19 protein-coding genes are annotated in these 20,426 nt (G+C 70.2%); 12 read left to right on the top strand and 7 right to left on the bottom strand.

The window, feature by feature from the left end; all coding sequences use genetic code 11:
• Positions 1 to 122 precede the first annotated feature (122 nt).
• From ACI2JZ_RS05925 to ACI2JZ_RS05895, 7 genes are all read left to right on the top strand, one after another.
• A complete protein-coding gene (locus ACI2JZ_RS05925) occupies positions 123 to 1,358 on the top strand; it encodes an ABC transporter substrate-binding protein (protein WP_247633276.1) in 1,236 nt (411 codons plus the stop codon).
• 69 nt (positions 1,359 to 1,427) lie between these two features.
• On the top strand, positions 1,428 to 2,333 hold the full coding sequence (locus ACI2JZ_RS05920) for a carbohydrate ABC transporter permease (RefSeq protein ID WP_247633275.1): 906 nt from the start codon (positions 1,428 to 1,430) through the stop codon (positions 2,331 to 2,333).
• Positions 2,330 to 3,244: a carbohydrate ABC transporter permease gene (locus tag ACI2JZ_RS05915; protein WP_247623874.1), complete on the top strand. Its 915-nt coding sequence runs from the start codon at positions 2,330 to 2,332 to the stop codon at positions 3,242 to 3,244. The genes ACI2JZ_RS05920 and ACI2JZ_RS05915 overlap by 4 nt, the downstream gene beginning before the upstream one ends.
• Positions 3,245 to 3,276: 32 nt before the next feature.
• Positions 3,277 to 4,311 carry an NAD(P)-dependent oxidoreductase gene (locus ACI2JZ_RS05910; RefSeq protein ID WP_247633273.1) on the top strand — a complete coding sequence of 345 codons (1,035 nt, stop codon included), beginning with the start codon at positions 3,277 to 3,279 and terminating at the stop codon, positions 4,309 to 4,311.
• Positions 4,311 to 5,396, top strand: coding sequence for a dihydrodipicolinate synthase family protein (locus tag ACI2JZ_RS05905; protein ID WP_404596855.1), 1,086 nt, complete (start codon positions 4,311 to 4,313; stop codon positions 5,394 to 5,396). Before ACI2JZ_RS05910 ends, ACI2JZ_RS05905 begins: the two co-directional genes overlap by 1 nt.
• Positions 5,393 to 6,388, top strand: a complete 996-nt coding sequence (locus ACI2JZ_RS05900) for a hydroxyacid dehydrogenase (RefSeq protein WP_404596854.1) — start codon at positions 5,393 to 5,395, stop codon at positions 6,386 to 6,388. The genes ACI2JZ_RS05905 and ACI2JZ_RS05900 overlap by 4 nt, the downstream gene beginning before the upstream one ends.
• 102 nt (positions 6,389 to 6,490) lie before the next feature.
• A complete protein-coding gene (locus tag ACI2JZ_RS05895) occupies positions 6,491 to 8,653 on the top strand; it encodes a peptidase C14 (RefSeq protein ID WP_404596853.1) in 2,163 nt (720 codons plus the stop codon).
• 103 nt (positions 8,654 to 8,756) lie between these two features.
• Here ACI2JZ_RS05895 and ACI2JZ_RS05890 read toward each other — a convergent pair whose 3' ends face one another.
• From ACI2JZ_RS05890 to ACI2JZ_RS05880, 3 genes are read right to left on the bottom strand one after another with little or no spacing between them, the layout of a single operon-like run.
• Positions 8,757 to 9,422 (bottom strand): SDR family oxidoreductase, encoded by a 666-nt coding sequence (locus tag ACI2JZ_RS05890; RefSeq protein WP_247623869.1) that lies wholly within the window; start codon positions 9,420 to 9,422, stop codon positions 8,757 to 8,759.
• 30 nt (positions 9,423 to 9,452) lie between these two features.
• Positions 9,453 to 10,286 (bottom strand): SDR family NAD(P)-dependent oxidoreductase, encoded by an 834-nt coding sequence (locus tag ACI2JZ_RS05885; protein ID WP_404596852.1) that lies wholly within the window; start codon positions 10,284 to 10,286, stop codon positions 9,453 to 9,455.
• Positions 10,283 to 10,942, bottom strand: a complete 660-nt coding sequence (locus tag ACI2JZ_RS05880) for a GntR family transcriptional regulator (protein ID WP_404596851.1) — start codon at positions 10,940 to 10,942, stop codon at positions 10,283 to 10,285. Before ACI2JZ_RS05880 ends, ACI2JZ_RS05885 begins: the two co-directional genes overlap by 4 nt.
• Positions 10,943 to 11,059: 117 nt before the next feature.
• On the opposite strand from ACI2JZ_RS05880, the gene ACI2JZ_RS05875 reads away from it, so the two are divergent.
• The 4 genes from ACI2JZ_RS05875 to ACI2JZ_RS05860 are packed head-to-tail and all read left to right on the top strand — an operon-like array spanning position 11,060 to position 15,117.
• Complete coding sequence (locus tag ACI2JZ_RS05875) at positions 11,060 to 12,478, top strand: hypothetical protein (RefSeq protein WP_404596850.1); 1,419 nt, start codon at positions 11,060 to 11,062, stop codon at positions 12,476 to 12,478.
• Positions 12,475 to 13,230: an SDR family NAD(P)-dependent oxidoreductase gene (locus ACI2JZ_RS05870; protein WP_247623865.1), complete on the top strand. Its 756-nt coding sequence runs from the start codon at positions 12,475 to 12,477 to the stop codon at positions 13,228 to 13,230. The genes ACI2JZ_RS05875 and ACI2JZ_RS05870 overlap by 4 nt, the downstream gene beginning before the upstream one ends.
• Positions 13,227 to 14,324 (top strand): mandelate racemase/muconate lactonizing enzyme family protein, encoded by a 1,098-nt coding sequence (locus tag ACI2JZ_RS05865; protein WP_404596849.1) that lies wholly within the window; start codon positions 13,227 to 13,229, stop codon positions 14,322 to 14,324. Before ACI2JZ_RS05870 ends, ACI2JZ_RS05865 begins: the two co-directional genes overlap by 4 nt.
• Entirely contained in the window at positions 14,317 to 15,117 is an 801-nt protein-coding gene (locus tag ACI2JZ_RS05860; protein WP_404596848.1) for an SDR family NAD(P)-dependent oxidoreductase, read from the top strand. Before ACI2JZ_RS05865 ends, ACI2JZ_RS05860 begins: the two co-directional genes overlap by 8 nt.
• A gap of 111 nt (positions 15,118 to 15,228) precedes the next feature.
• Here the strand turns inward: ACI2JZ_RS05860 and ACI2JZ_RS05855 are convergent, their stop codons facing one another.
• From ACI2JZ_RS05855 to ACI2JZ_RS05840, 4 genes are all read right to left on the bottom strand, one after another.
• Entirely contained in the window at positions 15,229 to 15,576 is a 348-nt protein-coding gene (locus tag ACI2JZ_RS05855) for a nuclear transport factor 2 family protein (protein WP_404596847.1), read from the bottom strand.
• Entirely contained in the window at positions 15,569 to 16,318 is a 750-nt protein-coding gene (locus ACI2JZ_RS05850) for an SDR family NAD(P)-dependent oxidoreductase (RefSeq protein ID WP_404596846.1), read from the bottom strand. The genes ACI2JZ_RS05855 and ACI2JZ_RS05850 overlap by 8 nt, the downstream gene beginning before the upstream one ends.
• A 40-nt stretch (positions 16,319 to 16,358) precedes the next feature.
• Positions 16,359 to 17,990 carry an amidohydrolase gene (locus ACI2JZ_RS05845; RefSeq protein ID WP_404596845.1) on the bottom strand — a complete coding sequence of 544 codons (1,632 nt, stop codon included), beginning with the start codon at positions 17,988 to 17,990 and terminating at the stop codon, positions 16,359 to 16,361.
• Positions 17,991 to 18,068: 78 nt separating this feature from the next.
• The gene (locus tag ACI2JZ_RS05840; protein ID WP_404596844.1) at positions 18,069 to 19,355 is read right to left on the bottom strand and encodes an MFS transporter; all 1,287 of its coding nucleotides are present in this window, start codon (positions 19,353 to 19,355) and stop codon (positions 18,069 to 18,071) included.
• 162 nt (positions 19,356 to 19,517) lie between these two features.
• On the opposite strand from ACI2JZ_RS05840, the gene ACI2JZ_RS05835 reads away from it, so the two are divergent.
• Positions 19,518 to 20,402, top strand: coding sequence for a LysR family transcriptional regulator (locus ACI2JZ_RS05835; protein ID WP_404596843.1), 885 nt, complete (start codon positions 19,518 to 19,520; stop codon positions 20,400 to 20,402).
• Positions 20,403 to 20,426 lie beyond the last annotated feature (24 nt).

Here is a 20,426-nt window from a genome sequence, read left to right as displayed (position 1 = left end):
CTCGGACGTTCTCGAGCCGGAAACACCGCGGAAACAACCGTCTGAGAACTTGTCCTTGACGAATTATCCCATCCCGATGTCATAATGAACCGTACTCAGCACGGTTCAAGCAAAGGAGCACCATGCGCGTCAGCAAGATCACCGGCGTCGTCGCGGGAGTCGCGACCGCCACCCTGTTGGCCGGATGTTCGGCCGGCGGAGGAAGCACCGCTGAAGGAGACCAGAGCATCACGGTCTGGCTCTACCCGGTCATCGCCGACGAGGCGGTGCACAAGGACTTCTGGGACTCGACGATCGAGGCCTTCGAAGCCGAGAACGACGGCATCGACGTGAACTACGAGATCTTCCCGTGGGCCAACCGCGACGAGTCCCTGCAGACGGCGATCGCCGCGGGCAAGGGTCCGGACGTCGTCTACCTCATCCCCGACCAGCTGTCGGCGTACCAGTCGTCGATCGCCCCGCTCAACGACCTGCTCAGCGAGCAGCGGCAGGACGACCTGCTCCCCAACGTCAAGGAGTCCGTCACGATCGACGGCGACATCCTCGGGGCGCCGATCCTGACCAGCGCCCAGCCGCTCATCTGCAACGCCGCCGCCTTCGAGGCCGCGGGCGTGACCGAGTACCCCGAGACCTGGGACGACATCATCGACATCGCGCCGGAGTTCACGGCGGCCGACATGTACGTGCTGAACTACCCGGCGTCGGCCGAGAACACCCTCAACCTCACCTTCTACCCGCTGCTCTGGCAGGCCGGGGGACAGGTGTACGACGACGGCGAAGTCGGCTTCGACAGCAAGGCCGGCGAAGAGGCGCTCACCTTCATCACCGATCTGGCCGAGGCGGGGGCCCTCGACCCCGAGGCGCTCACCACCAACGTGCCGCTCGAGCAGACCGCGATCGCTCAGGGCAAGGTCGCCTGCACCTGGAACAACGGCGTGACCGAGGTCGCTCCGTTCTGGGGCGAGGAGAACGTCAAGGTGCTCGCTCCGCTCACCGATGAGAAGTCGGTGGCCTACGGCACGGTCGGTTCGCTCTCGGTGCTCAAGGGATCGAAGGCGCAGGATGCCGCGGCGAAGTTCGCCGAGTACGCCACCAGCGCCGAGGTCGTCGAGCCCTACCTCACCGCCGCCGGGTACTTCTCGGCGCTCAGCACCACCGAGCCGCTCTACGCCGACGACCCGCTCCTCGGCGAGGTCGAGAAGTACGTGCCAGACACGACGGTGGGCGAGCTGAACGAGAGCTCGCGTGCGCTCATGGGCGTGCTCGCCCCCGAGATCCAGGCGGCGCTGCTGGGTCAGAAGTCCCCGGCCGACGCGCTGAAGGATGCCGCGACCGCCGCGGCCCCGCTCATCAAGTAGTGACCACGGGGGTGCGCCGCGGCATCCGCTTCGCACCCCCGTCCCTTCCCGACCCGACGTGAGGTTCTCATGACGACGGCAACCATGCCGAAGAAGCCGCAGGGCACGGTGACCCGCCTGCTCGCCCGGCGCGAGGCGCGGGTGGCGTTCCTCTTCGTGCTCCCCGCCTTCCTGCTCTTCATCGCGTTCCGCTTCGGCCCCAGTATCGCCGGCGTCGCGCTGAGCTTCTTCGACTACGACATCTCCGGTGAGATCGCCTGGCGGGGTCTCGACCACTTCCAGCGACTCGTCGCCGATCCGCTCTTCTGGCGGGCGATGGGCACGACGCTCGTCTACACCGTCTTCGCCGTGCCGATCTCCCTGGCGCTCTCGACGATCATGGCGCTGGGGGTGCGACGCGCGTTCCGCGGTGCGCGGTTCTTCCGGTCGATCTTCTTCCTCCCCGTCATCACCTCGCTCGTGCTCGCGGGCAGCATCTTCGTCTGGATCTTCTCGAGCAACGGGCCCTGGTCGCAGCTCATGGCTCCGCTCGGGCTCGGCGGCTCGTGGCTCGGCAGCACCGTGCTCGTCATCCCGGCGATCGTCGTCGTGGGCGTCTGGTCGCGGTTCGGCTACGGGATGATGATCATCATCGCGGCCCTGCAGGACGTCCCTCGCGAGCTCGAGGAGGCGGCGCTGGTCGACGGGGCAGGGGCGTGGAAACGCTTCCGCTACATCGTGCTGCCGTACCTGCGCCCGACGTTCTTCTTCCTCGCGGTGATCGAGACGACCGCCGCCTTCCAGGTCTTCGACGTCATCTACGTGATGACCCAGGGTGGGCCGGCGAACGCCAGCTACTCGCTCGTCTACCTGCTCTACGACCAGGGCTTCCGGTACTTCGACTACGGCTACGCGGCCGCGGTCGGTGTCGCCCTCTTCGTCATGACCCTCGTGGTCGCCCTCATCCAGCGCCTCGTGATCGGAAAGCAGAAATGACCGCCCTGATCCAGCCGCCCACGCAGACGCCGGTCTCGGCGCCGCCGCAGAAGCCGGCCGCCCCGCGCCGCCACCGCTCGTTCCGCGCCCTCGAACCCACCCGCATGGGCGTGGTCGTACGGTGGATCTGGCTGAGTCTCGCCGGCATCCTGAGCTTCTTCCCCTTCTACGCCATGGTCGTGCTGAGCCTCAAGCCCGGCATGGTGGTCGACCTTCCCGGATCGCTGATCCCCTGGACCGACATCTCCTTCGAGTCCTACGAGCAGGTGCTCGGCGGGCAGAACATCCTCGGCTGGCTGTTCAACACGCTCGTCTACTCGCTCGTCTCGGTCGTCGCCGTGCTGTTCCTGTCGGCGCTCGCCGGGTACGCGTTCGCCAAGAAGCGCTTCCGCGGCAAGGAGGTGATGTTCTGGTCGTTCCTCGCGATGGTGATGGTGCCGTTCCACGTCACCCTCATCCCGACGTTCATCCTGATGGCGAACCTCGGCGGCATCGACACCTACTGGGGCCTCATCCTGCCGACGCTCGCGAACGCGCAGGCCGTGTTCCTCATGCGCCAGTTCATCCAGGGGCTGCCCGACGAACTGTTCGAGGCCGCGCGGATCGACGGAGCGGGCGAGTTCCGCATCTTCCTGCGCATCGTCCTGCCGCTGTGCAAGCCGATCCTCGCGACCCTCGGCATCTTCGTGTTCCTGTGGCACTGGAACGACTTCCTGTGGCCGCTCATCATCGCCAAGTCGAACTCGATGTTCACCCTCACCGTCGGCATCTCGTCGCTGCAGCAGCAGAACGTCCCGTTGAGCACGATGCTCGCGGGGTCGGTCGTCGCGCTGCTGCCCATCTTCCTCGCGTACCTGATCGCTCAGCGCTACGTGCAGGAGGGCGTCACGGGCACCGGCATCAAGGGCTAGAGACACCAGCTGAGAAGAAGGGAAGGCACCACATGCCTCAGCGCCACTTCACCTCCGAGGCCGATCTCGAGGAGGCCCTCGCGACACCGAGCGACGCGCTCGTCGACGACCTCGCGAGCGGTTCGGGCGACCTCGTCATCCTCGGGGCCGGCGGAAAGATGGGCCCGACCCTCGCAATGCTGGCCCGTCGCGGGATGGATGCCGCGGGCCGTGAGGCCGATGCGGTCTACGCCGTCTCGCGGTTCGGCGACGCCGAGATCCGTGCGCGCCTCGAGAGGGCCGGCGTGCGCGTCGTGCCGTTCGATCTCATCGAGAACGACGACTTCTCGTCGCTGCCGGATGCCCCGAACGTGGTGTTCATGGTGGGGGCGAAGTTCGGGGCCGCGACCAACGCTTCGTGGGCGTGGGAGGTCAACGCGGCGCTGCCGGACCGGGTCGCCCGCCGCTACCGCGACAGCGCGATCTCGGTGCTGTCGACCGGGAACGTCTACCCCTTCGTGCCGGCGTCGTCGGGCGGAGCATCGGAAGAGCTCGCTCCCGCACCGATCGGCGAGTACGCGCAGTCGTGCCTCGGACGCGAGCGGGTCTTCGAGTTCGGTGCGCAGGAGCGCGGGACGAAGGTCGCGATCATCCGCCTCAACTACGCCGTCGATCTGCGCTACGGCGTGCTCGCCGACATCGGCAGCGCGGTGAACGCGGGTGAGCCGGTGTCGGTCGCCACCGCCAACGTCAACGTGATCTGGCAGGGGTACGCGAACGAGGTGGTGCTGCGCAGTCTGAACCACGCCTCCACCGACCCGTTCACGATCAACCTCACCGGCCCCGAGCTGCTGAGCGTCGAGTCGATCGCCCGCCGCTTCGGAGCGCTGTTCGACCGCGAGGTCGACCTCGTCGACGAGCCCCAGCCGACCGCGCTGCTCAGCGATGCGCGTCGGTGCATGGCGCTGTTCGGCTACCCGTCGGTGTCGGCCGAGACGCTCATCGCGATGCAGGCCGACTGGATCGCGGGCGGCCTGCCCATGATCGCCAAGCCCACCAAGTGGGCCGTGCGGGACGGGAAGTTCTGATGGCGACCTCCGCTGCGCGTGCCGCGACCGTGCCGTCGCTGCGTCCCGAAGCCGCGGCCACTCTGGCCCGCGGCGCGGTGATCCCCGCGCATCCGCTCGCACTGACCGCCGATCGCGCACTCGACGAGCGTCGCCAGCGCGCCCTGTCGCGCTACTACCTCGACGCCGGGGCCCGGGGCCTCGCCGTCGGCGTGCACACCACGCAGTTCGAGATCCGCGACCCCGAGCACGCACTCTTCGAGCCGGTGCTCGCGCTCGCGGCCGAGGAGATGGATGCCCGCTCCGATCCCGCCCTCGTGCGCATCGCGGGGGTGGCCGGCGACACCGCGCAGGCGGTCGCCGAAGCCGAGCTCGCACGCTCGCTCGGCTACGACGCGGTGCTCATCAGCCCGCGCGTCGCGGGTGCCGACGAGCGCGCGCTGCTCGACCGCGCCCGCGCCGTCGGCGAGGTGCTGCCGCTCGTGGGCTTCTACCTGCAGACCGCGATCGGCGGACCGGTTCTCGACCGCGACTTCTGGCGCGAGTTCGCGGCGATCCCCGCGGTCGTCGCCGTGAAGGCGGCGCCCTTCGATCGCTACCGCACCCTCGAACTGGTGCGCGGGGTCGCGGCATCCGGTCGTGCCGACGAGATCGCGCTGTACACCGGCAACGACGATGCGATCGTCGCCGACCTGCTCGCGGAGTTCCACGTCGAGTCGCCCGACGGGCCGCGCACGCTGCGCTTCGTCGGCGGACTGCTGGGCCAGTGGGCCGTCGGAACGCGCGCCGCGGTCGCGCTGCTCGAGAAGGCGCACCGCGCGATGGCGGGGGATGCCACGGCCTATCGCGAGCTGAGCCTCCTCGCCTCCGACATGGTCGACGTCAACCAGGCGGTGTTCGACCCGGGCAACGACTTCCACGGCGTGATCGCGGGAGTGCACGAGATGCTCCGACAGCAGGGTCTGCTCGAGGGCACCTGGTGCCTCGACCCCGCCGAGGGCCTCTCGCCCGGGCAGGCCGAGGAGATCGCCCGCGTACGCCGGGCCTACCCCGCGCTGAACGACGACGCGTTCATCGCCGCGCACCGCGAGGACTGGTTGCGATGAGCGCCCTCCCCGTCGTGGTCGCGGTGGTGCCCGAGGCGCTGTACGCGGAGTTCTTCTCACCCGACGATGCCGATCGCCTCGAGGGGGTCGCCGGGCGGCTGGGGGGATCGTTCGTGCGGGTGGACCGGCTGACGGATGCGCCGCTCGACGAGGTGCGCGTCGTGATCACGAGCTGGGGCATCGATCCGTTCGACGCCGCCGTGCTCGACCGGATGCCCCGACTCGAGCTCGTCGCGCACACGGGTGCCTCGATCAAGGCGTTCGCGACCGCGGAGCTGTTCGACCGGGGCGTCGTCGTCACTCAGGCGGGGGCGGGCATGGCGCGATCGGTCGCGGAGGTGTCGCTCGCCTTCACGCTCGCGCTGCTGCATCGCGTGCCCGAGATGCACAACGGGCTGCGCGGCGGCGGCTGGGACGCGGGCGTCCCGGCGCAGCACGAGATCCTCGACGCCCCGATCGCCGTGATCGGGGCATCGCGCACGGGTCGCGCCTACCTCGAACTCATCCGGCTGCTGGGCGCGCGTCCGCTGCTCGTCGACCCGACGCTCGATCGGGCCGCGGCATCCGCTCTGGGTGCCGAACTCGTCACGCTCGACGCCGCCATGGAGCGCGCGCGCATCGTCGCCGTGCACGCGCCGACGCTGCCCGAGACGCACCATCTCATCGGACGTCGCGAACTGGCGCTGATGCCCGACGGCGCCGGTCTCGTGAACACCGCGCGCTCCTGGCTCGTCGATGAGGAGGCGCTCGTCGACGAAGTGCGAGCGGGGCGTCTCAGCGCCGCGATCGACGTGTTCGACGAGGAGCCCCTCGGAGCGGAGCATCCGCTGCGCACGCTGACCGGCGCGCTGCTCACGCCGCACCGGGCGGCCGGCACGACCGAGGGCCGGCTGCGTCAGGGCCGCATCGTGTCCGACGAGCTCGATCGCTTCACTTCGGGCCGACCGCTCGCCCATGCCGTCGATCGCGCGCACTTGGCGTCGATGGCATGAACCCGAAGACCTCTGGGGGCTCTGGGGACTGAACCGGATGTTGCGTGACGACCGCGAGGCCGCACGCCCGACCGCGGCCACGCTGCCGCAAGGAGGTACGACATGACGATCACGCACGACACCGACAGCACCACCTCGACCGCCGCGCTGCGCAGCAGGCGCATGCTGCTCGCCGGATTCGGCGCCGCCGCCCTCGGCGGTGTGTCGGCGGTCGCGGTGCAGACACCCGCGCAGGCCGCCGGCCCGGTGGCGCCGATGAGCTCTTCGGGCTCGAAGGACGTCGGCAACGCCGGTCTCGCGACCGACCTGCCCTCGCTCAAGGGCAAGGCGGGCGACCTCGTACGCACGAGCGGTTACGCGGCGCCGGGTGACGGTGGCCACGGCCTCTACCGGTTCGTGAAGAAGGATGCCCCGGCCGTGAACGGCGGCACCGTCATCGCCGCGCGGAAGGAGGGCGCGTGGGTGCTCGTGCATCACGGCGTCGTCGACTTCCGCGCGTTCGGGATCATGGACGCGAGCGTGAACGCCGATGATGCGCTCGATGCGATGGTGAACGATCCGAGCATCTACCGCGTCGAGGCGCACAGCGACCTCAACTTCGTGCGTCGGCACATCTTCCGCCGCTCGGGCATCGCGTTCGATTTCGGCAACCACCTGATGACGACCGTCGGCATCGAGAACGCCGGCAAGGACGACCCGTTCGCCGCCGTGATGTTCTTCCAGGGCGAGGTGACGGGTGCGGCGCAGGAGGCGCGCCTGAACGAGGTCGTGCCCGACCTCGGCGACGTCTTCCCGGTCGCCGATTCGTCGTTCTTCACGGTCGGCGACTGGTACGCGGCCGAGGTGAACGCGCTCGCCGGCCGCTGGGAGCGCGAGCTGCAGAGACTGGTGCAGGTGACGCAGATCGTCGACGGCACGCACATCCGCATCAACTACAAGAACGGCTGGCCGCTCGCCGCCGACCGCACGATGACCTGGCGCCACGTGCTGCCCGTGCAGGACGTGACGGTCTCGAACCTGAAGTTCCTCGGCACCGGGACCGACGAGTACACCGGATCGCACCCCCTCGCCTTCGAGTACGCCGTGCGCTGCGACGTCGACCACATCGACGGAACCGGCACCTTCTGGCCGCTGATCCAGCGCCGCTGGAACACCTACTACTCGACCGTGAGCTGCACGCTCAAGAACCCCACCTCGGTGACCTGGGGCGGTGCCGGGTACCTGACGCAGCAGATCTACTGCCTCTACGGCTACGTCGCGAACTGCCATACGGCCAACGCGCGCCACCTCAACGACTTCACCGCGAGCGCCTACTGCCTCGTCGAGAACTGCCACGGCGACGGTGACGACCAGGGGCCGTTCGTCACCCACGGCCAGTACGAGCACGACCTCACCTACACCGGCAACTCGGGGCTCATGACCTTCGCGAACTCCGGCGCGGCGTGGGGTTCGGCGGCCAAGCGCATCACGGTGCGCAAGCACGTGTGCTCGTGGTTCGTCGCCCGCGTGCGCATCACCGACCTCACGCTCGAAGACGTGCAGGTCATCGGCAAGCCGTCGCTCGCGGGCTCCGGCATGCTGTGGATCAACGCCGACGGTGCGCAGCTGCGCGGGTGCACGGCATCCGACACGCTCATCATCACCCAGCAGTCGGATGCCTCGTCGCGGCCGAACCTCATCGAGGGCTCGCACGTCACCTTCGTCGCGGCCGGCGGCGAGCTGACGAGTGCGGCCGTCACCACCCCGGTCACCTTCGTCGACACGGTGCTCAGCGGGGTGGGCGGACTGAAGATCACGGGCCCGGGTGCCGTGACGTTCCGGGGGTCGACGCTCGTGGGAGCAGACGACGCCGCACCGATCGTGTCGCAGTCGGAGCGTCTGCGGTTCGAGGGCTCGACCCTGCGCAACGCCCGTGTGGCGGCGGCGCGGGGGGAGCGCCAGACCATCGAGGTCGCGGGGTCGGACGTCGTGAACGTCGGTGGCACCGGCCTGGCGCGCACCGGAGCGGGCGAGCTGCACGTGGCGCTGTCCGACAGCACGTTCCGCGCCGAGGGGGCGGCGACGCACGTGTCGATCACCACCGGCGCCACGCACTACCGCGCGGTCGGCAACCGCTTCGAGGGCGGCGCGATCGAACTCGGCGACGGGGCTTTCGGGTCGTCGTCGACGCTCGTGCACACCGCCAACGTCGAGTCCGGCGTGACGCGCACGGCCTTCCCCGCCGCGGGCGACCGCGTCATCGACACCGCGAACGTCACGGTCTGAGGTGCTCATGCGTGGGCCCTTCGTCTCGCTTCGCTCGCTCAGGAACCGGTTCCTGAGCGAGGAGCGCAGCGACGAGACGAAGGGCCGCCGCGCGGCATCCGCGTCAATAGCGGGCCGAGAAGCCGCCGTCGGTGTGCAGGAGCTGGCCGGAGATCCACCGACCCTCGGGCGAGAGCAGGAAGGCGGTGATGCCGGCGATGTCTCGCGGCGTGCCGGCACGGCCGAGCGGATGCATCGGGGTCAGCGCATCGCGGATCTCGTCGTCCATCCATCCGGTGTCGATCGGCCCCGGGTTGACGACGTTCGCCGAAATGCCCTGCGGGCCCAGCTCGCGGGCGGCCGAGATGACGATCCGGTCGAGTGCGCCCTTCGACGCCCCGTAGGGGAGGTTGCCGGTGGTGTGGTCGCTGGTGAAGGCCACGACCGCACCGCCGTCGGGCCCGACCTGACGCGCGAAGGCGGCGATGAGCAGCAGACTCGCGCGCGCATTGACCGCGACGTGCCGGTCGAAGCTCTCCGCGGTCGTGTCGAGGATGCCCGACTCCACGTCGTGGGCATGGCTCAGGACCAGGGCCGAGAGCTCGCCGTGGTCGCGACGCACACGGTCGATCAGGGCTTCGGGCGCGGCCGGGTCGGAGAGGTCGGCGGGGTGGTCGCCGCTGTCGAGGTCGCTGGTCACGACGGTCCAGCCGTCGGCGCGCAGACGGGGCACGATTCCCGCGGCGATGCTGTTCGACCGTGCGGCTCCGGTGACGAGTGCGAGAGGCATTCCGGAAGGGTATCGAAGTCGCCGGATCCTCTACACCCCGACGAGCTCGGCGCTGCGCTGCCAGAGGGCCTCGGCGAGGGCGGGGTCGTCGACCTGCGGGTTGGTCTTCGACGACAGCGTGCGCTCGTCGTAGTACGCCCCCGAGAACCACGTCTCATCGGGCGTGCCCTCGATGAACCAGCGCAGGATCGCGCCGCCCTCCTCAGTGCTCGTGAGCAGCAGCCTGCCGAGGAAACTCCGGTAGACGAGCCGCATCAGGCTCGACGAGTCCGAGGCGAAGTTCGTCTGCACGGTGCCGGGGTGGAAGGCCACCGAGCTCAGGCCGTCGGGGTGGAACTTCGTGTGCAGGCTCTTCGTGAAGAGCACGTTCGCGAGCTTCGCGTCGCCGTAGGCCTTGTTGGCGCTGAACTTCTTCGAGTTGTCGAGGTCGTCGACGTCGATGTGCCCGAAGAGCCGGTGCCCGACGCTCGACGTGTTGATCACCGCCGCCTTCGACGCCAGCAGCGTCGGCATCAGCAGGTTCGTCAGCAGGAACGGCGCGAGGTGGTTGACCTGGATGGTCTTCTCGAAACCGTCGACCGTGGGCGTGCGGTCACCGAAGATGCCGCCGGCGTTGTTCGCCAACACGTGGATGCCGTCGGCGCCCACGGCATCCGTCAGCTTCGCGGCCAGCTCGCGCACGTCGTCGAGGCGAGCGAAGTCGGCGAAGAAGTACTCGGCGCCGGTGTCGTCGGCCACGGCCTTCGTCTTCTCGGGCGAGCGACCCACGAGGATCAGCCGGTGATCGGTCGCGGCGAGCTGGCGGGCCGCGGCCGCGCCGATGCCGTCGGATGCTCCGGTGAGGACGATCGTTCTGGCGGTCATGCGTCTGCTCCTGTCGTCGGGGTGATGCGTTCGACCGCTCGGGTGATGTGCTCGGCGACGACGGTGCGCACGCGGTCGGGGTCGCCGCTCGCGAGCGCGTCGACGATCTCCTGGTGGCTGCGCACGTGCTCCTCCTGCTCGTCGACGTCGAGGGCGGCGTTCGCGGCGCGGATGAACCCGGCGATGCGTCCGCGCAGCTGCGCGCTGACCTCGTCGAGGAAGCGGTGCTCCGCCAGTTCCGCGAGCGTCTCGTGGAACAGCCGGTCCTGCCGCAGCACCTCGTCGACGTCGCCGGGGGCGGCGGCGCCCATCGCGGTGACGATCGTCTCGAGGCGCGCCGCGGCATCCGCGTTCCACCGCTCCTGCACCCGGATCGCCATGAACTGCTCGAGCACGATGCGCAGGCTCGAGATGTCGTCGAGATCGGATGCCGTCAACTCCGCGACCCGTGCACCCCGGCGGGGTTCGCGCACGATGAGCCGCTCCTCGGCGAGCCGCGTGAGGGCTTCGCGCACCGGGATGTGGCTGACGCCGAGGCGGTCGGCGAGCTTGCGCTCGACCAGGCGCTCCCCGGGGGCGAGCTCGCCGGAGTGGATCGCGGCGCGCAGCTCGTCGGCGACCTGCTCGGCGATGTTCTGGTCTGACACGGTGCGCATCGGGGGAGTCCTTCCGAACGGGCGGCGATCGGCGGAGCTCGGGGTTCCGAGGTCGCACGCTCGCACCGATGCTATGGCATCGGTCGATGAGACGGCCGAACGACGGGAGCACCCACGATGAACACCGCTCTGGGCGACAGCATCCGCATTCCGCGCAGCGCGCTGCGGGTCGGGGTGGCGCGCCGAGACATCACGCCACCCACCGGCATCCGCGCCAAGAACTGGGGGCCCGCCGACTGGGAGCGCTCCGAGGGCGCGCATCGGCCGTTTGAGCTGACGGCCCTCGCGATGATCGGCGACGACGACCGTCCGCGTGTTCTGCTCGCGGTCGACGGCACCTGGTGGCGGCGGGTCGCCGACGAGCAGGGGGTGCGCGGGTCGATCCTCGCGGGCCTCGGGCTCGCTCCCGACCAGCTCATGCTCTCGCTCTCGCACACGCACGCGGGCGCCGTGCTCTGCGCCGCCGACGCGCATCTGCCCGGCGGTGAGCTCATCCCCGGGTACCTCGATGCGCTCGCCGCCGCGGGCATCGCGGCCGGACGCGAGGCGCTGAGCACCGCCGAGGCCGGCCTGATCGAATGGACGACCGGACGCTGCAGCCTCGCCGCCGACCGCGAACTCGATCTCGACGGGCGTGCGCTCGTGGGTTTCCGCCCGGATGCCGTCGCCGACGACACGGTCGTGATCGGTCGGGTGAGCGTCGCGGGTCGGGTGCGCGCCACGCTCGTGAACTACGCCTGCCACCCGACGACGCTCGCGTGGCAGAGTCGCGCGGTGTCGCCCGACTACGTGGGCGCGATGCGCGAGGTCGTGGAGGCGGCGACCGGTGCCCCGTGCCTGTTCGTGCAGGGCGCGTCGGGCGAACTCGCCCCGCGCGAGCAGTACACGGGAGATGCGACGGTGGCCGATCGTCACGGCCGCTCGCTCGGGCACGCCGTGCTCGCGGCGGTGGACGCGCTGCCGGTTCCGGGCGAGGAGCTCACGCTCGATCGCATCGTCGAGTCGGGTGCGCCGCTGGCGGTGTGGGCGGGGCGCAAACCGGTCCCCGAGCGAGGAGCCGAGCGACGAGACGAAGGGCGCTCGGCCGGCGTCACGGCATCCGTCTCCCTCCCCCTGCGCGACCTGCCGACGCTCGACGATCTGGCGCGCGAGTGGGCCGACATCGATCCGCGCTCCCGCGAGGAGCGCCTCGGGCGCGCGCGCAATCTGCGCGAGGGGTACATCGACGGTCCGACCGTCGCGCACCCCGTGTGGGCATGGCGTCTCGGCGATGCGGTGATCGTCGGACACCCGGGCGAGGCGTACTCGCGGTTGCAGACGACCCTGCGCGCGAGGTTCCCCGAGAACCCGATCGTCGTGATGAATCTCACGAACGGACCCGGCTTCGTGTACCTCCCCACGCGCGACGCCTACGACCGCGGCGCCTACCAGGCCTGGCAGACCCCGCTCGCCCCCGGCGCTCTCGAGCTTCTCGAGAAGCACGCCACCGACCTCGTCGCCGCGCTTCTGGCGACCACGACCCCAGGAGAGAAATGACCCGTCTCGTCGCCATCGTCACCGGAGGTTCCGCCGGCATCGGCTGGGAGATCGGCCAGCGTCTCGCGGCCGACGGCTACCTCGTCGTCGCCGCCGATCGCGTGCCCGGACTCACCGCCGGTGAGAACCCCGCCGGCATCCTCTGGCGCGAGCTCGACGTCACCGATCACGACGGCGTCGATCGCGTGTTCGGCGACATCGAAGCCGAGCTCGGGCCCATCGAAGTGCTCGTGAACAACGCCGGGATCCAGCGGCATCGCGGGATCGAAGACCTCACGTGGAGCGAATGGCAGGCGGTGGTCGACGTGAACCTGCACGGCGTCTTCTCGGCGCTGCAGGCGGCCGGACGCCGGATGCTCGAGCGCGGGGACGGCCGCATCGTGAACATCTCGTCGATCTCGTCGCGCGGCTCGGCCGGACGCGCGCCGTACGCCACGACCAAGGCCGCCGTGATCGGTCTCACCGCGACCGCCGGTGCCGAGTGGGCCGCGCGCGGCGTGCGGGTCAACGCGGTCGCCCCGGGTTACGTCGACACCGGGGTGTTCCGTCAGGGCGTCGAGGCGGGCACGCTCAGCCTCGACACGATCCTGTCGCGCATCCCGGCCCGGCGGTTGGCCGAGGCGAGCGAGATCGCGGCGGCCGTGAGCTTCCTCGTGTCCGACGAATCGCGTTACATGAACGGGCAGACGCTGTACGTCGACGGCGGATTCCTCGTCGACTACGGCGTGCCGCTCGCGAAGAAGCCCGCATGACCGGCATCGCGCGCATCGACACGGCGACGGCGGTGCTGCCCCTTCCGGCGCCCCTGCACCTCGGGGCGATGACGGTGACCCGGCGCGAGTACAGCGCGGTGCGCGCATCCGACGCCGATGGTTTCTCGGGCGTCGCCTACTGCCTGTCGCGCGAGGCGCCGATGGCCGAGATCGTCGAGCGGCTCGTCTCGGGGCACGCGATCGGAGCGGATGCCGACGATCCGGCCGCGACATGGGACCGGATGCTGCGCGGCAGCGCGATCGTCGGGCGCGTCGGCCTCGTGCGCCGAGCGATCGGACTGGTCGACATCGCGCTGTGGGATGTCGCCGCGCGACGGGCGGAGATGCCCCTGTGGCGGATGCTCGGCACGGGGGACGCCCCGCGCGACGCGATGCTCGTGGCCGCCTACCCCTCGGCGGCGCGTGCGCCCCGAGAGGTCGCCGACGAGGTGCTCGCCCAGGCGGACGGGTGGTCGCAGGTGAAGATCTCGCGTATGCCCGATCCGGCATACATGCGCGAACTGCTGGCCCTGCTCGGCGATGATCTGCCGTCGGGGACCGGTCTCGTCGTCGACGTCGGCTTCGGCTGGCGCGATGCCGACGAGGCGCTGGCCGAGATCGCGCAGTGGGGAGACCCGCGCCTCGCCTGGCTCGAGGACCCGCTGCTCCCGGAGGACGCCGCGGGGTGCGCGCGCATCCGCCGCGAGAGCGGGCTGCGCGTGTCCGTCGGCGACGAGGTGACCGACCCCGCCGTGCTGCGCGCACTGGTCGAGGCCGAGGCCGTCGACGTGCTGCGCCTCGACGTGGTGGCGATCGGAGGAGTGACACCGGCACGCGAACTCATCGCCTGGGCGTCGGATCGTGGCGTTCCGGTGTCGGGCCACGTGTACCCCGAGGTCACGGCGCATCTCGGCATCGGCGTCGAGACCTTCGCGCGCGGCACGAACCCTTACGACCCGGCGCCGTCGTTCATCGTCGGAGGGCCGGTGTTCGACGGCACGGTCAGGCCGACGGATGCCGCGGGCCTCGGTTTCACGCTCGATCCGGGGGTCTTCGATCTCGGCGCGTCCTCGGGAGGAGACGGCGATGACTGATGCGATGCGCAGTGTCGTGGTGACCGGGAGCGGAAAGGGCATCGGCCGCGCGGTCGCCGAGCGGCTGACGGCCGACGGCTGGGTCGTGGTCGGGCTCGAGCGCTCGTCCGGCTCGGGGACGATCGAGGCGGGTGTCGTGGCCGAGGTGGTGCTCGGCGATGCGTCGGATCGCGCGGCGCACGAGCGGGCCGCCTCGGTCGCCCGCGGTCTCGCGCCGCTGGCCGGGTGGGTGAACAACGCGGGGATCACGAAGCGCACACCGCTGCACGAGCTCGACGAACGCGTCGTGCGCGAGATCCTCGACATCAACGGCTTCGGCTACCTCTGGGGGTGTTCCGCCGCCGTCTCGGCCTTCGTGGATCAGGGCATCGCCGGGGCGATCGTGAACATCGGCTCGATCCATGGGCGGGCGTCGTTCGTCGACCACGCCGCCTACGAGTTCACGAAGGGCGGCATCGATGCGCTCAGCCGCAGTGTGGCGGTGACCTACGGAGCACTCGGCATCCGTGCGAACACGGTCGCACCGGGCGGGGTGCGCACTCCGCACCTCGAGGCGCAGATCGCGGCATCCGTCGACCCGATAGCCGCCGAGTGCGCACTGTCCGAGGGGCCGCCCATGGGGCGCATCGCGCGAGCCGAGGAGGTCGCAGCGGTTACCGCGTTCCTGCTGTCGGACGCGGCGCCGTACCTCTCGGGGCAGTCGATCGCGGTCGACGGAGCGTGGACGGCATCCTTCGGCGACGTCGCCGTCGACCCCGCGCTGCGCGAGCGCTTCTCGGGTTCCGGCTCCTGAGCGCCCTTCGCTCAGGAACCGTAGCCTTCTCGCCGGTGCCTGAGCGAGCGAGGGGCCGTCCCGTGCTGCTTCGACGGGCTCAGCGACCCGGGTCGGGGAGGCTGGTCCTGCCTACGCCTTGAGCATCGAGGCGCGCGAGATCAGCCCGTCGACGACGTCGAAGGTGGCGATGGTCTCGGTTGCGGTGCCCGCGTTGACGACCTGCTCCTGTGCCACGACCCACCGGTCGCCGAAGAGCACGGTCTGCTCGATCACGCACGACAGCTCGGGGTTCTGCAGCCGCGGCTCGTAGAAGGCGCGGATCGCGGCGGTGCCGACGATCGGCTCCGGAGCGACGCCGGTGATGACGGCATCCGAGGCGTATGTCGCGACGAAAGCCTCGAGGTCGTGCGCGTTGAACGCGGCGAGCTGGTCCTGCACGGTCTGCTCCGCGGACCGGGAGTGGATGCCGTCAGTCAATGCGAACGCCTCCGTTGACGTCGTACGTGGCCCCGGTGATGAAACCCGCCCGCGGCGAGGCGAGTGAGGCGATGATCCAGGCGACGTCGGCCGGCTGTCCGAACGCCCCGAGCGGGATCGATGCCTCGAGCTTCGCGCGTCCCTCGCCCTGCAGCTGATCGGTGATCGCACTGGCCACGGGCCCCGGGGTGACGGCATTCACTCGGATGCCCTCGGCCGCGAGGTGGCGGGCGAAGCTGCGGGTCAATGCCAGGATCGCGCCCTTGCTCGCGGCGTAGTGCAGCCCGGTCTGCAGGGCGCCCACCTGTCCGGCGATCGACGACAGGTTGATGACGCTGCGATCGCCCGCGGCGGCGCGCAGCAGAGGTAGCGACCCACGCGTCAACAGGAACGTGCCGCGCACGTTCGTTTCGAGCACGCCGTCCCACTCCTCGATGTCGATCTCGTCGTAGGGCGTGTAGGGGCACACGCCGCCGTTGTTCACGAGCACGTGCAGTTCGCCCCAGGCATCCGCGATCTCCGCGACCAATGCATCGATCGAGGCGGGGTCGCGCAGGTCGAGTCGCGAGACCCGCACATCGGACGCGCCGGCCGCGCGGCAGTCCTCGGCGACACGAGCGGCCTCGGCCTCGCGCCCGGTGTAGGTGAGCCAGACGTCGAGCCCCTCGCGGGCGAGTTCGAGGGCGGCGGCCGTCCCGATGCCGGAGCTGGCCCCGGTGATGAGTGCGCGGCGAGTGTCCATCCCTAAACGCTATAGCAAAACGTCCGCCCGGCGAAAGCGCTCAGCGCTCGAAGACGACCTCGCCGCCGACCACCGTCGTCGTCACGTACTGGTCCGCGATGCGCTCGGGCTCGATCTCGTACAGGTCGTCGCTGAGGGCGATGAAGTCGGCCAGCATCCCGACCTTCAGCGTGCCGGTCGCGTGCTCCTGGCCGACCGCGTACGCCGACCCGTACGTGTAGGCGCGAACGGCCTCGTCGACCGTCACGCGCTCGCGCTCGCCCAGCACCTCGCCGCCGCTCGTGCGCCGCAGCACCATGTCGCGGATCGACACGAGAGGGTTGGCGTCGGAGATGGGCGAATCGGTCGAACCGTTGATCACGATGCCGGCATCCGCCAGTGACTTCACGCGGTAGATGTCGTCGCGCCGGTCGGCGGCCACTGCGGCGGCCATGCCGTCGCCGAAGTCCGACACGAACACGCCCTGCGGCACGGGGATGACCCCCAGCCGCGCAGCGCGGGCGATGTCGTCGTCGCTCGCGAGGGCGAAGTGCTCGATACGGTGCCGCACGTCGGGGCGCGGAGCGACGCTCTGCGCGTGCTCGATCGCGTCGAGCACGTGCGTGATCGCCCGGTCGCCGATCGCGTGGGTCGCGACCGTCCACCCGGCCCGGTGCGCGCCCACGATGTAGTCGCGCAGCGCCTCGGGCTCGTGCAGCAGCACGCCGAAGTTGTCGGCCTCGCCGTGGAAGCAGGCGTGCATCGCGGCCGAGCGGCCGATGAACGACCCGTCGGCGACGATCTTCACCGGTCCGACCCGCAGCATGTCGTCGCCGAGACCGGTGCGGATGCCGAGGTCGAGGCCGAGCACGTCCTTGTCGGGGAGGTCGGTGAAGGGGTGCAGCACCGTGATGTACGGCATGAGAGTGGTGCGCACCCGCAGCTGCCGCTGCTCGACGGCCGACTGGTAGGCGTGGTAGTCGAGCGGGCTGTTGCCCACCATCCGGATCTCGCCGATCCCCGGCTCGGTGACCGAGGTGAGGCCGTAGCTCAGGGCCTGATCGCTCGCGAGCCCGAGGTTGCGCTGCACCTCGTCGAGACTCATCGGCCGCACGAGCGCGAAGATCGGGGCCATCGCCGACTCCTGCAGCAGTCCCTGCGGCCGACCGTCGGCGTCGCGGGGGATGCCGCCGCCCGCGATCTCGGGGAACCCCTCGCGTCCGGTGTACCCCGCGAGCTCGAACGCCTTCGTGTTCGCGACCATCATGTGCCCCGAGACGTGCTCGAGGATCACGGGTCGCCCGCCCGCGACCCGGTCGAGCCCCTCGGCCGTCGGATGCGCCTCGAGGAAGTTCTGGTCGTAGCCGGAACCCCGCACCCAGGCATCCGGCGCCAGCCCCTCGGCGTGCACGCGCACCGCCTCGTACAGCTCGTCGAGCGAGTTCACCGCGCCGGGGCGCAGGTTCAGCGACGCGAGACGAAAGCCCGTGAGCGAGAGGTGGTGGTGCGCGTCGTGGAACCCGGGCAGCACGGGCTGACCGCCGAGGTCGACCACCCGGTCCGCTTCGACGCCGTGCAGGTCGTCGTCGAAGCCGACGATGCGGCCTCCCAGCACGCCGATGCTGTGCGCCGCGGGGCGGTCGGCATCGAGCGTGCGGATGCGGGCGTGGGTGAAGATGGTGTCGACGCGCATGGTCTCTCTCGGGTCTCGGGGGTCGCTCGGGTGGTCGCTCGGCCGGCGGGACGGATGCCGGTCGGGCCGGGGCTGCCGTCAGGCCACGGATGCCGTGGCCGTGGCCGTGGCCGCGGTCTCCGCCTCGACCGATCGGGCGATGCGTCGCTGGAGTCCCCAGACACCGGCGATCGTGATGAGGATCATCACCGCGTAGAACACGGCCACACCCCACACGCTGCCGCCGGTCGAGTTGAGGATCCACTGGGCCACCAGCGGGGTCGATCCGCCGAAGACGGTCGCGCACAGCTGGTAGGCCAGTGAGACGCCGGAGTAGCGGATGCGGGCCGGGAACGCCGAGGCGAGCAGCGTCGCGAGCAGTGCGTAGTACGCGGTGCTGCCGATGATCGTGGCGTAGAGGGTGACCGTGATCCACAGGGGGGAGGCGGCCTGGATGGCGAGGAAGTACGGCACCGTGAGCACGACGCTGAGGATGAGGCCCGCGAGCATCACCCGGGCGATGCCGAACCGCTCGGCGATCTTGGCGGCGATCGGCTGCCAGATGAACTGCAGGATCGCCATGCCGAGCAGGATGTTGAGCATGAGCTGCCGATCGATGCCCAGGGATCCGGTGGTCCAGGCGAGCAGGAACGTGTTCGAGAAGTAGGCGTTCGAGATGCCCATGACCGACGCGAGCACGCCGAGCCCGATCAGCAGCGGCGCGGTGCGGATCGCGACGAGCACCGGGGCGCTCACGACCTCCTTCGACTGCTTCGCCGCCTCGAAGTCGGGCGACTCCTCGACCTTCACGCGGATGACGAGGCCCACGATCACGAGGATCGCCGACACGAGGAACGGGATGCGCCAGCCCCAGGTGATGAACTGCTCGTCGGGCAGCAGGCCCACGATGAGGAACATCACGGTCGCGAGGATGGATCCGGCGGGCGAGCCCTGCTGCACCCAGGCTCCGGCGAGGCCCTTCTTCTTGGCCGTGGCGTTCTCGGTCGACAGCAGCACGGCGCCGCCCCACTCGCCGCCGACCGCGAAGCCCTGCAGGCCGCGCAGCACGACGAGCAGGATCGGCGCGAGGATGCCGATCTGGGCGTAGGTGGGCAGGAGGCCGATCAGCGTGGTGGCGGTCCCCATCAGGATGAGGGTGAGCACGAGCACGTTCTTGCGCCCGAACTTGTCGCCGAAGTGGCCGAAGACGAGTCCGCCGACCGGGCGCATCAGGAAGCCGACCCAGAAGGTGGCGAACGAGGCGAGCAGCGCGGCGCCGGGTGCGACGTCGGGGTAGAAGACGCGGCCGAAGACGAGGGCGGCGGCCGTGCCGAAGATGTAGAAGTCGTACCACTCGATCGCGGTGCCGACGAAGGCACCCACCATCGAGCGTCGTTGCCGGGCAGAACTGATATCAGTGCGGGAAGCAGCCATCGGGAGGGCTCTCTGTCTCGGGGAAGGAGGGGGAAGTTCGGGTTCTGCCCATCCTGCGGTGATCACCCCATGCTCGTCCAATGAGGAAAATGGGGTGAGGTATACGGTTTACGTATGTACGGGGAACGCGAACTCGAGGCATTCGTCGCGGTGCTCGACACCGGGTCGGTCAGTCTCGCGGCAGAACGCCTGATCAGGACGCAACCGACGGTATCGCGGCAGATCGCCTCGCTCGAGCGCCAGGTGGGAGCATCCCTGTTCCGACGGATGCCGCAGGGCATGGTCGCGACCTACGCCGGCGACCGTCTCGAACCGATGGCGCGCGACCTCGTGCGCCGGGGTCGGCGAGCGCGCGAGGTGATGAGCGGCATCGTGCTCAAGGAGCGCTCGTTCGTCGCCGCAGCCCCCGAGATGACGAGCGTCCTCGTGCTCGCGCCGTTCATCGCGGGCGGCGGACCCATCTCCGACGTCGTGGTCGCGACGCCGGTCGAGACCTACGACCGGCTGCGCTCCGGGGCCGATCTCGCCGTGACGACGAGTCCGCCGGACTCGCGGCTCAGCAGCATCCGCATCATGAACCTGCCCCTCTACTGCCAGCTGCCGGCGTCGCATCCGCTCGCTGCCGGGGAGCGTCTCGAGCTCGAGGATCTGCTGGCCGGCCCCTTCCTCACCTCGGGCACCGGATCGGCGGCGTGGACGCAGATCCAGAGGGCGGCCGAGAGCGAGGCGTGGTCGGTCGAGATGGCGAGCTTCGGCGCGGATGCCCCGATCATCCAGGCCCGGTCGGCCGCCGGCCACGGCCCCTGCGTGGTCGTCGAGCCGCCGCGCTTCGGGTTGATCTCGAAGCCGCTGCACCACCGCGGCATCCCGATGCAGTGCGCGCTGTACGCGAGTTGGGAGCGCACGCACTACGCGCGCGACGACATCCGCGGGGTGGCCGAGCAGCTCAGCGCCTTCGCCGCCGACCACGTGCTGAGCCTGTACGACGCGGAGGACTAAGTGCTAGATGCTATAGCATCGCAC

Origin of the sequence: Microbacterium sp. NPDC087868, assembly GCF_044900755.1 — a bacterium.
Classification (GTDB): domain Bacteria; phylum Actinomycetota; class Actinomycetes; order Actinomycetales; family Microbacteriaceae; genus Microbacterium; species Microbacterium galbinum.
Note: the sequence above shows the minus strand (reverse complement) of the source record. Positions and strands in the feature narration are given on the sequence as shown.